This window comes from Pseudodesulfovibrio portus, from assembly GCF_026000375.1.
GTDB classification, from domain to species: domain Bacteria; phylum Desulfobacterota; class Desulfovibrionia; order Desulfovibrionales; family Desulfovibrionaceae; genus Pseudodesulfovibrio; species Pseudodesulfovibrio portus.
In genome coordinates this window covers 332,611-347,401 of the sequence record NZ_AP026708.1, presented here as the reverse complement: position 1 = coordinate 347,401, position 14,791 = coordinate 332,611, and the positions used below count along the sequence as shown (strand labels likewise).

Sequence of the window (14,791 nt, the reverse complement as noted above, 5' to 3'; positions counted from 1 at the left end):
CGGATTAGGTTGGAAAGTGTGGACACCATACCGTCTGACCATGGATTTTATCAATAGCAAATCGGCAAATTCGCGCAGCTACTCGAAAAGGTTTCCGGCCAAGCTCAGCAGCTCGTCGAGCCGGCTGTCATTCATCCCCAGGCGACGGGATACTGCCTGTATCTCAGCCTCCGCGTCAAAGAGCGGGTAATCCGATCCGAACAGGATGTGTTCCCTGTCGAATCCGTTGAACAGTCGGCCGAGCTGATAGTCGTCGACAAAGTCGAATACGCTGGAGCAATCCACGAACACGTCGGTGCCAGCCAGGTGTTCCAGGGCATATTCCCAGTGCTGATAGCCGCCCATGTGGGCTGCGATCATGACCGGGCCGGGAAAGGCCTTGCGCAGGGCGGCCATTTTTTTCGGGCAGGAGGGGTTCTCTTCGGGGGGCAGCGTGTCGCCCACGTGGAACATGCAGACGAATCGGTCGCCTACCATTTCCATCACCCGGTAAAGGGACTCGTCGTCCATGCGGTACCCCTGGAAGTCGGCATGGAACTTGAGGCCCTTGATGCCGTTTTCTTCCAGCCTGTCCAGTTCCTCCTCTATGCGGTCGTATCCGGGGTGGACCGTGCCGAAGGGGATGAAACGGGGTTCGGACCGCTTGAGCCCGATGGCCCAGTTGTTGGCCGGGACCACCTGGTCGGGAGAAGTGGCCGCTGTCAGGACCACGGCCTTGTCCAGCCCTGCCTTGTCGAGCCGGGCGACCAGGTCGTCGGCCTTGCCTGTGCCCACGGGTTTGATGGCGTAGTGTTCTTCCAGCTGGGCCACAACTTTGTGGGCGATTTTTGGATGGAACGCATGAGCGTGAACGTCGAGTCGCATGGGGGAAAACTGCCAGATGAATGGCGGAATGTAAACAGTTGTTTGAATACAGGGTGTGAAATTTATCTTTTAAAGTCAGAAGATTAGTTGAACATCTCTTTCAACCAATCAGGAATGCGGACCGGTTTGCCCGACTTGTCCGTACAGGCGTGGCCAGTGCGCCCGGTGGCGTGAAGCGTCTTCTTGTCCCTGTCCCATATCTCGTAGGTGAAATCCACGGAGGCGCGTCCCCATTTGGAGATGCCCACGTGGACCAGGATTTCCTGGTCATAGACCATGGGAACGCGGTAGCGACAAGAGGCCTCGCGCACGGGCAGCATGATGCCGCGCTCCTCGGTTTCGCGGTAGCTCATGCCGGATTCGCGGATGAACTTGGACCGGGACCGTTCGAAGAGGTGCAGATATTCTGCGTGGTAGACAACGCCCATGGCGTCGGTCTCCCCATAGGAGATGAAGTGCGAATACCAGCAGTCCGGAGTGGGGAATTCCTTTTTTGCCATTACTTCATTCCGAATTTTTCCAGGGCGAACTCGAGCAGTTCAAAGCCGTTGTCCAGCCTGAGGCCGGTGGAGTCGGCGGTCTGTTCGCTGAAGGTGTCGATGCCGGACGGTTCGCACCCCGGACCATTGAGGATGAACGGTACCGCGTCGCGGGTGTGGGTGCGCTCCGCAATAGGCGTGAAATGGTCGCAGGTGACGATCCAGGCCGTATCCTGGTCCTTGAGGGCCTCTCGCAGGGGAGCGACCACGCGGGCGTCGAAACGGCTGATGGCCTCGACCTTTTCATGGGCGTTGCCGCCGTGGCCGCATTCGTCCGGTCCTTCCAGGTGGACGAAGACGAAGTCGTTTTCCTCCAGGAATTTGAGGGCGGCATCAACCTTGCCCTGGTAGTTGGTGTCCAGCAGGCCGGTGGCCCCTTCCACGTCGATGACGGTCATGTTCGAGGCATTGCCGAGTCCCTTGATCAGGTCCACTGCGGAGATGACCGCGCCGGAGAGTCCGTAGGTTTCCTTGAAATCCGGCAGGATGAGCGGGCGGCCCTGGCCCCACGGCCAGATGGTGTTGGCCCGGGACCGGTTGATCGAACGGTCGTCGAGCACTTCCTTGGCCTCGAACACGAGGTCCCACAGGAACGGGCTCCTGGAAAGGGTGCGCAGGTCGAGCTTGATGGGCTTGTCCGTGATGTCGTGGGGCGGGCTGATGAGCAGGCCTGCGTCATCGGTCAGCGCCCCGCCGTGCTGCACGAGCAGGTGGCGGTACTGTACGCCCGGATAAAAGGTGTACATGTCGTTGCCCAGCTTGTCCTGCAGGGCTTCGACGATGGGCGTTGAGACCTCGGTGGCGATGTGGCCGGACGAGTAGTCGCGCATGTGCCCGTCGATGGTCAATTTCGACACGGTGACCAGGTTGAGCCGCCAGACCAGATCGTCCGGGTCCAGCTCGAGTCCCTGGGCCGCTGCCTCGATGGGGCCGCGCCCTGTGTGGTATTTGGCCGGATCAAAGCCCAGCAGGGCCATGTTGGCCACATCCGAGCCCGGCGGCATGGTTCCGGGCACGGTCTGGGCACGCCCCATGACGCCGGTTTTGGCCAGTTCGTCCATGTTGGGCGTGTGAGCGGCTTCCATGGTGGTCTTGCCGCCCAGTTCGTCAAGGGGCCGGCCGCCCATGCCGTCGGCGATGAGATAGAGCAGTTTCATATATGATAAATGGCTAGAGGATTCTGAATTTGACGCACGGTTCCACGGTGAAGTCCATGGCGTCCATTTCACTGATCATGTCGTCCACGGCCTTGGCCGGGGTCTCGTGGGAGATGATGACCAGGGGGACGCCTTCGGCACCGGCCTCTCCCTTCTGCACGGCCTGGGCAATGGATATGCCGTGGTCGGCCATGGATCGGGTGATGGCGGCCATGACCCCGGTTCGGTCGGAAACGGTGAACCGGAAGTAGTATTTGGATTCCGACTCCTCGGGGGGCAGGATGTCCGCCTTGACGATGGGGTCGTTGCCGAAGCCGGTGTTGTCCGGCCGCGAGCAGCCGTCGTTCATCTTGCGCACGAGGTTCATGATGTCGGCCAGCACGGCGCTGCCCGTGGGCAGGTCGCCCGCGCCCTGGCCGTGGAGCATGATCGGTCCCACGGCGTTGCCTTCCAACCGCACGGCGTTGTAGTTGCCGCCCACCCGGGCCAGCAGATAGGTGTACGGCACCAGGGCGGGGTGGACCCCGGCCTCCAGCCTGCCGCGCACGTTTTCCACATGGGCCAGCAGCTTGATCCGGTATCCGAATTCGCGGGCGAATTCGATGTCCATGGGGGTCACGCCGGTGATGCCCTGGATGGGAATGTCCGCCAGGGGGTAGTCCACGCCGTAGGCCATGCGGATGAGCACGCACAGCTTGTGGGCCGTGTCGAAGCCCTCGATGTCGAAGGTCGGGTCGGCCTCGGCGTAGCCAAGGTCCTGGGCGTCGGCCAGGGCCGATGCGAAGTCCATGCCCTTGGTGGTCATCTCGGACAGGATGTAGTTGGCCGTGCCGTTCATTATGCCGAGCATCTTGATGATTTCATCGCCCGCCAGGCTCTCCTTGAGGGTCTGGACGATGGGGATGCCGCCAGCGCAGCTGGCCTCGAACATGAGGCCAGCGTTGTTGGCCCGGGCCGCGTCGAAGAGTTCTAGTCCATGTTCGGCCAGCAGGTGCTTGTTGGCCGTGACCACGTGCTTGCCCTTGGAGAAGGCGTTGAGGATGAGTTCCTTGGCCGTGTCCAGGCCGCCCATGAGCTCCACGACGATATCCACGTCGCCGTTGACGAGCGCCGAGAGATCGTCGGTGAAGGTGACGTCGGGGCCGAGTTCGAAGGCCCGTTTCCTGTTCAGGTCCCGAACCAGGACCGTCGTGATTTCGAGCCTTTTTCCGAGCCTCTTTTCAATGCGTTCTTTGTTTGAATCAAGTATCTTCGCCAGGCCCGAGCCGACAGTGCCGAAGCCGCCGAGGCCGAGTCTTATTACGTCCATGACTTATCCTTTTGCGAAAAATTTTCGTAGATTTCGGACAGCCTGGTTGGTGCGATGGCGGTTTTCCACGAAGCTGAAACGGACGTGATCGTCGCCGTATTGCCCAAAACCGAGGCCGGGGGAGACAGCAACTTCAGCTTCCTGCAGGAGCATTTTCGAGAATTCAACACTCCCCATGTTCTTGAATTCTTCGGGGATGGCTGCCCACAGGAACATAGTCGCCTTGGGCGGGGTCACTTCCCATCCGATGCGGTTGAGGCCCTCGCACAGGGCGTCGCGGCGATCGGTGTAGACGGCCATGATGTCCTTGACCGCCTTGTCCATGTCTTCCTGGGTGAACTTGGGGTCCGGGTCCAGGTCGCCATTGAGGGCGCAGGCCGCCGCGATCTGGATGGGCTGGTAGATGCCGTAGTCGAGATAGGACTTGATGCGGGTCAGGGCCTGGACCATTTCCGGATTGCCCACGCAGAAGCCCACGCGCATGCCGGCCATGGAATAGCTCTTGGTCATGGAGAAGAACTCCACGCCCACTTCCTTGGCCCCGTCGGCCTGCATGAAGCTTGGCGCCTGGTAGCCGTCGAACACGAAGTCCGCGTAGGCCAGGTCGTGGATGACGTACAGGGAATGCTCCTTGGCAAAGTCCACGATGCGCTGGAAGAAGTCCAACTCGACGCACTGGGTGGTCGGGTTATGCGGGAAATTGATGATCAGCAGTTTGGGCTTGGGCCAGGTGTGCGTGACCGCGGTCTCCAGGTTCTCGAAGAAATCCTGGCCCGGTCCGATGGGCACGCGGCGCACGTCCGCGCCCGCGATGATGGAAGCGTAAGGGTGGATGGGGTAGGCCGGGTCCGGGGCGAGGACCACGTCGCCGGGCGTGAGCATGGCCAGGGCCAGGTGGGCGAGCCCTTCCTTGGCACCCATGGTGACGCATATCTCCTGGTTGCGGTCCAGGGACACGTCATAGCGGCGGTAGTACCAGTCGCGGACGGCCTTGCGCAGACCCTTGATGCCCTTTGATGCCGAATACTTGGAGTTGCCGGGCTTGTATGCCGCTTCTGCCAGCTTGTCGAGAATGGGCTTGGGGGTGGGCACATCGGGATTGCCCATGCCCAGGTCGATGATGTCTGCGCCTGCGTGGCGCATCTTCATCTTGAGTTCATTGACCTGGGCGAACACATAGGGGGGCAGTCGATCGACTCTCGCAAACTTGGACATGACGGTAACTCTCCTCAATAATATAGCTGTACAATCAAATTTGCTTACTCTCAGCGGTGTGCGCTGTCAAAATGAAATTCGGTGAAATTGTGCGGCGGACAAAGAGAGAGGGTGCGGCTTTCCCGGTATGTCTTGACCTCATGACAAGTTTTTTTTAGCGTCCTTGTTCCGATCCTGTATCCCACGGCCCACGGCCGTAAATCCATAAGGAGTCCATCAATGGTTCAGAAATCCGAAACCATCTGGTTTGACGGCGAACAAGTTCCCTGGGACGAGGCGAATGTCCATGTCCTGACACATACACTGCATTACGGCGCGGGCGTGTTCGAAGGCATCCGGGCCTACGAGTGCGCAGACGGCTCCTCCGAGGTGTTCCGTCTCGAGGAACACATGGTCCGCCTGGTCAACTCCGCCAAGATTCTGGGCCTCACGGTCCCGTATTCCGCCGAGGAGCTGACCGAGGCCGCCGTGGAGACCCTCAAGCGCAACAACCTGGCCGGCGCCTATGTCCGTCCGCTGATCTTCATCGGCGACGGCGCCATGGGCGTGCACCCCGGCGACAATCCCATCCGCACCATCATCGCCTGCTGGCCCTGGGGCGCGTACCTGGGTGAAGAGGCCCTGGAGAAGGGCATCAACGTCAAGTGCTCCACCTACAACCGCCACCACGTCAATGTCATGATGACCAAGTCCAAGGCGTGCGGCAACTACGTCAACTCCGTGCTGGCCAAGACCGAGGCCGTGGCCGACGGCTACGATGAGGCCATCCTGCTCGACACCACCGGCCACGTATCCGAGGGCTCGGGCGAAAACATCTTCATGGTCCGGGGCGATATCATATACACACCGCACCAGGACGGCGTGCTGGGCGGCCTGACCCGCGACTCCATCATTACCCTGGCGGGCGACCTCGGGTACGAAGTGCGCGAGGAACCCCTCACCCGCGACATGCTCTACATCGCCGACGAGGTGTTCTTCACCGGCACCGCCGCCGAGCTCACGCCCATCAGCTCCGTGGATCGCCGCCGGATCGGCGACGGCAAGGCCGGTCCCGTGGCCAAGCTGTTGCAGACCGAATACTTCAAGATCGTCAAGGGTGAGAACCCGGACTACGAGAGCTGGCTGCATCGCTATTCCGTCAAATAGCTTTGATAGAAAGTCTAGAAAGTCAGAACGTGATCTGATAGTAATGGGGAAATCCGGCGCGGAATGTCGGGTTTCCCCGTTTTGTTCCGTTTTCATGCAGGACGGAGCTTCCGCGCCCCAAGCCCCAGCGAGCCAATGAGCACATCCAATCTCACTGCCAAGTACCGGCCCCAGACTTTCGCCGACGTGGCCGGGCAGGCCGCCATCAAGGCCATCCTGTCCCGGGCCGCCGCCCAGGACAAGATCGCGCCCGCCTATCTCTTTTCCGGCACGCGCGGCGTGGGCAAGACCACCATCGCCCGTATCTTCGCAAAGGCCCTCAACTGCGTGAACGCGCCCACGGCCGAGCCGTGCAACAAGTGCGACAACTGCCGCCAGATCACCGCCGGGGTGGCGGTGGACGTCATCGAGATCGACGGTGCGTCCAACCGCGGCATCGACGACGCCCGCCGTTTGAAAGAGGACATCGGCTACGCACCCGTCGAGTGCCGCTACAAGGTCTTCATCATCGACGAAGCGCACATGCTGACCAAGGAGGCGTTCAACGCGCTGCTCAAGACCCTTGAGGAGCCGCCGCCGCGCGCCACCTTCATCATGGCCACCACCGAGCATCACAAGTTCCCGGCCACCATCATCAGCCGGTGCCAGCATTACACCTTCAAGATGCTGCCCCAGGGCGAGCTGGTGACCCACTTGGAAAAGATAATGGACGCCGAGTCCCTCAAGTTCGAGCCGGGCGCGCTCCAGATCATCGCCAAGCGCGGCGCGGGCAGCGTGCGCGATTCCATGTCCCTCCTCGGCCAGGCCCTGGCCATGGGCGAGGACGTGCTCAAGGAAGAGGACGTGCGCGGATTCCTCGGCCTGGCGGGACAGGATGTCTTTTTCGGCCTCATGGAGGCCATGCACAGCCGCGACCTCGTGGCCGTGGGCCAGGTGCTCAGGCAGGTGCTGGACCAGGGGCTGGACCTCGGGTTCTTCCTGCGCGAATTGACGAGCTGCTGGCGAAACATGTTTCTGCTCAGGCAGGCGGGCGAGGCCGCGCTGCCGCTGCTCGGCCTGTCCGGGGAGGAGGCCGCCGGCTGGATGGACTGGGCGGGACGTTTCGAGCCTACCCATATCCATGCCTGTTGGCAGATGACCCTGGACGGCCAGCGCAAGGTCATGACCAGCCTGGAACCGGCCTTGGCCCTGGAACTGCTGCTGCTCAACCTGACCAGCCTGCCGGACCTGATCAAACTGGAGAACGTTTCCGCCGCGCCCGTGCAGGGCGGGCGGACGCCTCAGCGCCCCATGACCGGCGGGCAGGGCGGACCAACAGGGGGGATGGCAGGCGGCCCGTCGCCGGGCTCCATGCAGGGGCAGGGCGGCATGGGGTCGCAGCCGCAAGGATTTTCACCGCCGCCACCGCCCAGGCCGCAGCAGACGCCGCCACCTGAGCAACAACCCGCTCAGCGGCCCGCGCCGCCGACCAGGCCGACTCCCCCGCCTGTCCGGCCGTCCGCGCCACAGGCTCCGATGACGCAGGACCCCGATCCTGTTGTTCCCTCGGAGGCCACGCCCATGACCGAGCCGCCGGTACCGGCTCCGGCCGGACCGCGTGATTGGGACGGGTTTCTCAAGTTCGTGGAACAGCGCAACGGCGCGGCAGGTGTCCAGGTCGGCATGCTGCACCTGGCCAAGGGCGACATGTCGGGAAACGAGTTGGTGGTGACCTGCAGGTCCAGGACCCATTGCGTTCAACTGACCGACAAGCAGACGATGGCCGCCCTGGGTTCCCTGACAAAGGAATATTTCGGCCAGACGGTTGATGTTCGTGTGGAAACAGGCGATATCGAGGTCCCCAAATCGAACAGGCAGCTTATGGAGGAGGCGGAAAAACATCCCGGCGTGAACAAGGTCATGGAGACCTTCAGCGCGCAGATGGTTTCCGTCAGTCATCGCAAACAATAACAGCTATTCCAGGAGAATATAATGAAAGGCATGAACGAGATGATCCGCCAGGCGCAGGTCATGCAGCGCAAGATGACCCAGGCCCAGGAAGAACTCAAGACCAAGGAAGTCGCAGCCACCAGCGGCGGCGGCATGGTCACGGTCAAGTGCACCGGCGCCCAGGAGATCACCGCCGTGGTCATCGAGGAATCCGTCATGGAAGCCGGGGATGTGGAAATGCTCCAGGACCTGGTCATGACTGCTGCGAACGAGGCCATCAAGAAGTCCAAGGACATGATGGAAGAGGCCATGAAGGGCGTGACCGGCGGCATGTCCATTCCGGGCATGTTTTAGCAGACTGTTGATAAACGGCGATCTGCTGCGTTGCTGCAAAAAAAGTCCAAACCCTCGCGTACGGGGAGTACGCTTCGGCCTTGAACTTTTTTTGCGCCTTGCATTTCACCATTTTCGAACAGTCTGATTCTTCATTGTTTTCAACGGACTTCCAGGAGTCGCCTTTGCAGAATCTCCCCGGACCGCTCAAGGAAGTGGTCGACCAACTCTCCGGACTGCCGGGCATCGGCCCCAAGTCCGCGCTTCGCATCGCCTTGACCCTGCTCAAGATGCCGCGTGAGAAAGCGGGCGGCGTGGGCCAGTCTATCATAGAGTTGCGCGAGCGGCTCTGCCTGTGCGAGCAGTGCGCCTGCCTGGCCGAATCCAGCCCGTGCGCCATCTGCGCGGACCCCTCGCGGGACGACGCGCAGCTCTGCGTGGTGCCCGAATGGGACGCGTTGCTGGCCATGGAGGACATGGGCGTGTATCGCGGCAAGTATCTCGTCCTTGGCGGCCTGCTGTCGCCTCTGGACGGGGTTGACCCCTCCCAGCTCGAGGTGGACCGGCTGCGCAGCCGTCTGTCCGAAGGCGGGATCAGCGAGATGATTTTGGCGCTGGGCGCGACGCTGGACGCCGAGGCAACGGCCTCCTACATCAAGAATCTGGTTGAGACCGAGTTTCCGGGCGTATCCGTCAGCCGTTTGGCCCAGGGCATCCCCATCGGTGCGGAAGTCAAGTTCATGGACAAGGAGACGCTCAAGCAGTCCCTGGTCCACAGGCAGAAAATCTAGGTGCGCCGCTCCGGTATGCCCGATGAAAAGCTGACCTACCTGCCCGGCGCCGAAGTCGTGGGCGTGATCTATCACAACAAGGAAAACGGCTATGCCATCGCCCGGGTGAAGGTGAAGGACGAGCCGGGCCAGACGACCATCGTCGGCACCCTTGGCGAACTGGCCGCCGGGTCCACGCTGGATCTGCACGGGAAGTGGATCAGCCACCCCAAGTTCGGCCGCCAGTTCGAGGTGTCCACCTTTGAACAGGCCCGGCCTGCCACCGAGAACGGCGTCATCCGCTTTCTCCAGTCATCCATCAAGGGCGTGGGCGAGAAGACGGCCACCATCATGGTGGAGGAGCACGGCGTGGAGGTGCTGGACATCCTGGACGACGATCCCGAGCGGTTGCTGTCCATTCGCGGCATTTCAAAGAAGAAGCTTGCGGACATCATCGAGTCCTGGTCCAGGCAGCGGGAGATAAAGAACCTGCTGGTCTTCCTCCAGACCCACAACGTGCCCACCACTTTTGCCGGGAAGATTTTCCATCTGCACGGGGCGCAGGCCGAACGCAAGCTGCGGGAGAATCCCTACGATCTGGCCTACGAGATACGCGGCGTGGGTTTCAAGACCGCTGACCAGATGGCCATGAAACTCGGCTTCGAACGGGACTGCGCGCAAAGGCTTGAGGCGGCCCTGGCCTACACCCTGTTGACCACCTGCGAGCGCAACGGGCACCTTTTCCTGCCCAAGCCCAAACTCTTGGAAGATGTGGCCCGGATGCTCGACACCACGGATTTCGAGAAGCTGGAGCTGGCCCTGTACGGGCTGGAGGAAAAGAAACGCATCCGCATCGAGGACCTGTCGGAGCAGGGAATATCAGAGGCGGTCTATCTGATCTATTTCTATCATTTCGAGAACGAGACCACCAAGCGCCTCTATCAGCTCATCAGCCATCCCACGCCGGTCAGCCGCAAGAAGATCGACAAGACCCTGCCGCTCGTGGAGGAGAAGCTGGGCTTCAACCTGTCGGACGAACAGCGCGAGGCCGTGTTCGAGGCCTGCTCCAACAAGGTGTTCATCATCACCGGCGGACCCGGCACAGGCAAGACCACCATCACCAAGGCGATCATGCTCACGCTGAAGGAGCTGGGGCTCAAGATCAAGCAGGCGGCACCCACGGGGCGCGCGGCCAAACGCATGACCGAGGCCACGGGGTATCCGGCCAAAACCGTGCACCGGCTGCTGCAGTTCCAGCCCGACGGCGGCTTCCACTACTGCGAGGACCAGAAACTCAAGGCGGACGTGCTGGTGGTGGACGAGGCGAGCATGGTGGACGCCCAGCTCTTCGTGGCCATCCTCCGGGCGCTGCCGCACACCTGCCGCCTGATCCTGGTGGGGGACGTGAACCAGTTGCCCAGCGTGGGGCCGGGCAACGTACTCGGCGATCTGATCGAATCCCGGCGCGTGCCGTGCGCGGTGCTGACGCACATCTTCCGTCAGGCCCAGGAAAGTTTCATCGTGGTCAACGCCCACCGCATCAACGAAGGGCAGTTCCCGCGCCAGCATCCCTGCCAGGCCCCCGAGGCCGATTTCTTCTGGATTCCGCAGGACGACCCCCTCAAGGTCCAAAAGCTGATTCTGGACTCCGTGTGCGACCGCATTCCCCAGCGCTACGGGCTCGACCCCATGCGCGACATCCAGGTGCTCACCCCCATGCACAAGGGGGATGTGGGCACCCAGGCGCTCAATGTGGCCCTGCAGGACCGGCTCAACCCGTCGCGGCCGGGCGTGCGCGAGCTCAAGCGCAAGTTCGCCACCTACCGGGAAGGGGATCGCGTCATCCAGCTCAAGAACAACTACGACAAGGAAGTGTTCAACGGCGACCTCGGCTGGATCGTGGAGGCGGACCCGGACGAGCACGAGTTGATGATCGAGTTCGACGGCAATTTCGTGCACTTCGAGACGAGCGAGCTGGATGAGCTGGGACTCGCCTACGCCGTGAGCGTGCACAAGTCCCAGGGCAGTGAATATCCGGCGGTGGTCATGCCGGTGGTCACACAGCATTTCCTCCTGCTCCAGCGCAACCTGCTCTACACCGGCCTGACCCGCGCTCGCGAGCTGGCCGTGCTCATCGGTTCCGAGCGGGCCTTCAACATCGGTCTGAACAACGTCACCGCAGGCAAGAGGAATACCCATCTTTCTCACCGGTTACGCGCTATTTTCGCGGAAAACAGCCTGTATTGACGGACCTTCCCGTTTTCCCCATCCGTTGGGGCCAATCGTCATTGAGCGGTTGCAAATTCCTGAAAAAAATGGTGCATTATTACTGGTTTTTCACGTTGCAGTGATTACTGTTCTTGAATGTGCATCGTCCGGACGCCGTCAGGGCGTCCTCCGTCAATCCGATAACAAGCGTCAAGGAGACCATACTCATGCTCAGCGAAAAATTGGAAGATGCGCTCAACGCGCAGATGAATTGGGAAATCTATTCGGCTCACATCTATCTTTCCATGTCCTCCCATTTTGCCCAGCAGGGACTGGCGGGCATCAGCCAGTGGATGTACGCCCAGTATCAGGAAGAGATGTTCCATGCCATGAAGTTCTTCAACTACATCAACGAGGCGGGCGGGCACGCCAAGCTCGGCACCATCGAGGCCCCCGCCTATTCCTGGGAGACCCCGCTGGCAGCCTTTGAGGAAGCCCTGGAACACGAGAAAGGCGTGACCGCGCGCATCAACGCCATCGCCGATCTGGCCATGGACGAGCGCAACCACGCCGTCGGCATCTTCCTGCAATGGTTCATTTCCGAGCAGGTCGAGGAAGAGGATTCCGTGTCCGATGCCGTGGGCAAGCTGAAGATGGTCGGCGACGGCGGCGGGCTGTTCATGCTCGATCGCGATCTCGGCACACGGGTGTTTACGCCTCCGGCAGCCGAATAGCAGTGTACACAACAGGCCGGGGGAGCGTCCTCCCGGCCTTTTTCTCAGGAGAGGCATATGTCTGAAGCCGGTATGAACATCGTCATAGGCGGGGCTGCGGGGCAGGGGTTGGCGACCATTGGTCGGCTCATGTCCAAGGCCGTTGTCAGGGCAGGCTACCACCTGCTGGTGACACAGAAATACATGTCCCGGGTGCGGGGAGGGCACAACACCTTCGCCATACGAATGGGGCCGGAACCTGTGTACGGTCCCACCGAGTCCATCGATATCCTGGTGGCCCTGAACCAGGAGACCGTCGACAAACACCGGGGGAGACTGGCGGAAGGAGGGCTCGTTCTGGCGGGCGACGACCTCGACATCGGCGATCTGAACGCGCTGCGCATTCCTTTCAAGGAACTGGCTTCCAAGCCGCTGTTTTACAACACTGTCGCCCTGGGCGTACTCGCGGCCACTGTGTGCAACGACGAGACCATTCTGGAGAAGCTTCTGGACGAGACTTTCGCCAAGAAGGGCGACAAGGTCGTCGAAATGAACGTGGACGTTGTGCGCGCCGCCTTCGACTGGGTCAGGGGGCAGGAGTTCAACTTCACCTGCCTTGCCCCGCCCGAGGAAGACGGCGGCATGATGATGGTCAACGGCAATGAGGCCATCGCCCTGGGCGCGTTGGCGGCCGGGTGTAATTTCGTATCTTTTTATCCCATGACGCCGGGTACTTCCGTGGCCACGACACTGATCGCCAAGGGCGCTCCTCTCGGCCTGGTCTACGAGCAGATGGAGGATGAGATCGCGGCGGTCAACATCGCGCTGGGCGCTTCCTATGCCGGGGCCCGGCCCATGGTCACCACCTCGGGCGGGGGATTCGCGCTCATGACCGAGGGCGTCAGCCTGGCGGGCGTGTCCGAAACCCCTGTGGTCATCACCGTGGCGCAACGGCCCGGCCCGGCGACGGGCATGGCCACGCGTACGGAGCAGGCGGATCTGGACCTGGTCCTGTACGCCGGGCACGGCGAGTTCCCGCGCGCGATTCTGGCTCCGGCCGATGTCGAGCAATGTTTTTATCTCACCCATCTGGCCTTTGACCTGGCCGAATCATTCCAGACGCCGGTATTCGTTCTGACCGACCAGCATCTGGCCGATTCATACCAGGGGGTTGCTCCTTTCGACCTCGACGACCTGCCCGACGTGGCCCGCCCCATGAGGGAGGCGGAGGAGGGGTACAAGCGATACGCCCTGAGCGAGGACGGCGTCTCGCCCCGCCTGGTGCCCGGTTTCGGCAGGGCGTTGGTCCGGGCGGACTCCCACGAGCACGACGAAACGGGTTGGATCACCGAGGACGGCATGAACCGTGTGGTCCAGAACTCCAAGCGACTGGACAAGGCCTTCGGCCTTGAGGACGAGGTCGTCGAGCCTGATTATTACGGCGAAGACGCTCCGGACGTCCTGCTGGTCTGCTGGGGATCGAGCCTCGGCGCCTGCCTGGACGCCATGGAAAAGGCCGAGAACGGCAAAACCATGGCCGTCCTGCACTTCAGCCAGGTTTATCCCCTGTGCGAATCGCTTTTCATGGACGACCTGGAAAAGGCCGGGACCGTGGTGGCCGTTGAAGGCAACGCCACGGGCCAGTTCGCCAAGTTGATCACGCGCGAGACCGGGTTCTCCATCAACAACCATATCCTGCGGTTCGACGGGCGTCCCCTGACGCCGGAATACGTTCTCGCCGGTCTCAACGGCATCATCTAGGAGGGTAACTCATGGTATCCATGGAAGATTACGGCGACGTCCAGACCAGCTGGTGCCCCGGTTGCGGCAACTTCTCCATCCTGAAGAGCGTGAAGACCGCGCTGGCGGAGATGGATATCGCCCCGCACGAGGTGATGATCGCCTCTGGCATCGGCCAGGCGGCCAAGACGCCGCATTATCTCAACTGCCACATGTTCAACGGGCTGCACGGGCGCTCCCTGCCCATGGCCCAGGGCATGAAGATGGCCAACCCGGACATGCCGGTCCTGTGCATTTCCGGCGACGGATGCAGCTACGGCGAGGGCGGGAATCACTTCCTGGCCGCCATCCGGCGGAATCTGGACATCACGTTGCTGGTGCACGACAATCAGATTTACGGATTGACCAAGGGGCAGGCCAGCCCGACCACGGCCGAGGGGCACGTGACCAAGGTCCAGCCGTCGGGCGTCCGGTCCCGGGCCTTCAACCCCATGACCACGGCCGTGGCCATGAAGACCGGCTTCGTGGCCAGGGCGTTTTCCGGCGAGCCGGACCACCTGGTCTCGGTCATCAAGGAGGCAATGGCCCACCCCGGCTTCTCCCTGGTGGACATCCTGCAACCGTGCGTGTCCTTCAACAAGGTCAACACCTTTGCCTGGTACCAGGAGCGGACGTATTTCCTCGAGGACCACGATCCGACCGATTGGGCCAAGGCCATGGGTGTGGCCGACGAGTTCGACGAACGCATTCCCCTGGGCGTTATTTACAGGAATGACCGCGCGCCGTATCCGCTGGACCGGCAGCTGGCGGTGCACGAGTACGACCGAAATGACTTGAAAGGCGTGATGCAGTCGTATACCTAGACGGT

The 14,791-nt window shown here is 61.7% G+C and carries 13 protein-coding genes; 8 read left to right on the top strand and 5 right to left on the bottom strand.

The window, feature by feature from the left end:
• Window positions 1-78 precede the first annotated feature (78 nt).
• The 5 genes from OO730_RS01740 to OO730_RS01720 form a co-directional block, all read right to left on the bottom strand.
• Window positions 79-864, bottom strand: coding sequence for an amidohydrolase family protein (locus OO730_RS01740; protein ID WP_264982858.1), 786 nt, complete (start codon window positions 862-864; stop codon window positions 79-81).
• Window positions 865-947: 83 nt separating this feature from the next.
• Window positions 948-1,364 carry an acyl-CoA thioesterase gene (locus OO730_RS01735; RefSeq protein ID WP_264982857.1) on the bottom strand — a complete coding sequence of 139 codons (417 nt, stop codon included), beginning with the start codon at window positions 1,362-1,364 and terminating at the stop codon, window positions 948-950.
• Window positions 1,364-2,560, bottom strand: a complete 1,197-nt coding sequence (locus tag OO730_RS01730; RefSeq protein WP_264982856.1) for a cofactor-independent phosphoglycerate mutase — start codon at window positions 2,558-2,560, stop codon at window positions 1,364-1,366. The genes OO730_RS01735 and OO730_RS01730 overlap by 1 nt, the downstream gene beginning before the upstream one ends.
• A 13-nt stretch (window positions 2,561-2,573) precedes the next feature.
• Window positions 2,574-3,869: a homoserine dehydrogenase gene (locus OO730_RS01725; RefSeq protein WP_264982855.1), complete on the bottom strand. Its 1,296-nt coding sequence runs from the start codon at window positions 3,867-3,869 to the stop codon at window positions 2,574-2,576.
• Window positions 3,870-3,872: 3 nt separating this feature from the next.
• Window positions 3,873-5,084: an aminotransferase class I/II-fold pyridoxal phosphate-dependent enzyme gene (locus OO730_RS01720; RefSeq protein WP_264982854.1), complete on the bottom strand. Its 1,212-nt coding sequence runs from the start codon at window positions 5,082-5,084 to the stop codon at window positions 3,873-3,875.
• A gap of 219 nt (window positions 5,085-5,303) precedes the next feature.
• Here OO730_RS01720 and OO730_RS01715 point away from each other — a divergent pair, with 219 nt between their 5' ends.
• The 8 genes from OO730_RS01715 to OO730_RS01680 all read left to right on the top strand — a co-directional run bounded on the left by OO730_RS01715 (window position 5,304) and on the right by OO730_RS01680 (window position 14,786).
• Entirely contained in the window at window positions 5,304-6,230 is a 927-nt protein-coding gene (locus OO730_RS01715; RefSeq protein WP_264982853.1) for a branched-chain amino acid transaminase, read from the top strand.
• Window positions 6,231-6,365: 135 nt separating this feature from the next.
• Window positions 6,366-8,180 (top strand): DNA polymerase III subunit gamma/tau, encoded by a 1,815-nt coding sequence (dnaX, locus tag OO730_RS01710; RefSeq protein ID WP_264982852.1) that lies wholly within the window; start codon window positions 6,366-6,368, stop codon window positions 8,178-8,180.
• A gap of 21 nt (window positions 8,181-8,201) precedes the next feature.
• Window positions 8,202-8,513 (top strand): YbaB/EbfC family nucleoid-associated protein, encoded by a 312-nt coding sequence (locus tag OO730_RS01705; protein WP_264982851.1) that lies wholly within the window; start codon window positions 8,202-8,204, stop codon window positions 8,511-8,513.
• A 164-nt stretch (window positions 8,514-8,677) separates the two neighbouring features.
• A complete protein-coding gene (gene recR / locus OO730_RS01700; protein WP_264982850.1) occupies window positions 8,678-9,283 on the top strand; it encodes a recombination mediator RecR in 606 nt (201 codons plus the stop codon).
• A gap of 15 nt (window positions 9,284-9,298) precedes the next feature.
• The gene (gene recD2, locus OO730_RS01695) at window positions 9,299-11,509 is read left to right on the top strand and encodes an SF1B family DNA helicase RecD2 (protein WP_264982849.1); all 2,211 of its coding nucleotides are present in this window, start codon (window positions 9,299-9,301) and stop codon (window positions 11,507-11,509) included.
• Window positions 11,510-11,697: 188 nt separating this feature from the next.
• Window positions 11,698-12,204, top strand: coding sequence for a ferritin (locus tag OO730_RS01690; protein ID WP_264982848.1), 507 nt, complete (start codon window positions 11,698-11,700; stop codon window positions 12,202-12,204).
• 57 nt (window positions 12,205-12,261) lie between these two features.
• Window positions 12,262-13,944, top strand: a complete 1,683-nt coding sequence (locus OO730_RS01685; RefSeq protein WP_264982847.1) for a 2-oxoacid:acceptor oxidoreductase subunit alpha — start codon at window positions 12,262-12,264, stop codon at window positions 13,942-13,944.
• Window positions 13,945-13,955: 11 nt separating this feature from the next.
• Window positions 13,956-14,786, top strand: a complete 831-nt coding sequence (locus OO730_RS01680) for a 2-oxoacid:ferredoxin oxidoreductase subunit beta (protein WP_264982846.1) — start codon at window positions 13,956-13,958, stop codon at window positions 14,784-14,786.
• Window positions 14,787-14,791: the final 5 nt, after the last annotated feature.

Bases quoted from the DNA above. Each gene is read 5' to 3' on its own strand.
- OO730_RS01740 (WP_264982858.1), bottom strand. From the start codon at position 864: ATGCGACTCGACGTTCACGCTCATGCGTTCCATCCAAAAATCGCCCAC.
- OO730_RS01735 (WP_264982857.1), bottom strand. From the start codon at position 1,364: ATGGCAAAAAAGGAATTCCCCACTCCGGACTGCTGGTATTCGCACTTC.
- OO730_RS01730 (WP_264982856.1), bottom strand. From the start codon at position 2,560: ATGAAACTGCTCTATCTCATCGCCGACGGCATGGGCGGCCGGCCCCTT.
- OO730_RS01725 (WP_264982855.1), bottom strand. From the start codon at position 3,869: ATGGACGTAATAAGACTCGGCCTCGGCGGCTTCGGCACTGTCGGCTCG.
- OO730_RS01720 (WP_264982854.1), bottom strand. From the start codon at position 5,084: ATGTCCAAGTTTGCGAGAGTCGATCGACTGCCCCCCTATGTGTTCGCC.
- OO730_RS01715 (WP_264982853.1), top strand. From the start codon at position 5,304: ATGGTTCAGAAATCCGAAACCATCTGGTTTGACGGCGAACAAGTTCCC.
- dnaX (WP_264982852.1), top strand. From the start codon at position 6,366: ATGAGCACATCCAATCTCACTGCCAAGTACCGGCCCCAGACTTTCGCC.
- OO730_RS01705 (WP_264982851.1), top strand. From the start codon at position 8,202: ATGAAAGGCATGAACGAGATGATCCGCCAGGCGCAGGTCATGCAGCGC.
- recD2 (WP_264982849.1), top strand. From the start codon at position 9,299: ATGCCCGATGAAAAGCTGACCTACCTGCCCGGCGCCGAAGTCGTGGGC.
- OO730_RS01690 (WP_264982848.1), top strand. From the start codon at position 11,698: ATGCTCAGCGAAAAATTGGAAGATGCGCTCAACGCGCAGATGAATTGG.
- OO730_RS01685 (WP_264982847.1), top strand. From the start codon at position 12,262: ATGTCTGAAGCCGGTATGAACATCGTCATAGGCGGGGCTGCGGGGCAG.
- OO730_RS01680 (WP_264982846.1), top strand. From the start codon at position 13,956: ATGGTATCCATGGAAGATTACGGCGACGTCCAGACCAGCTGGTGCCCC.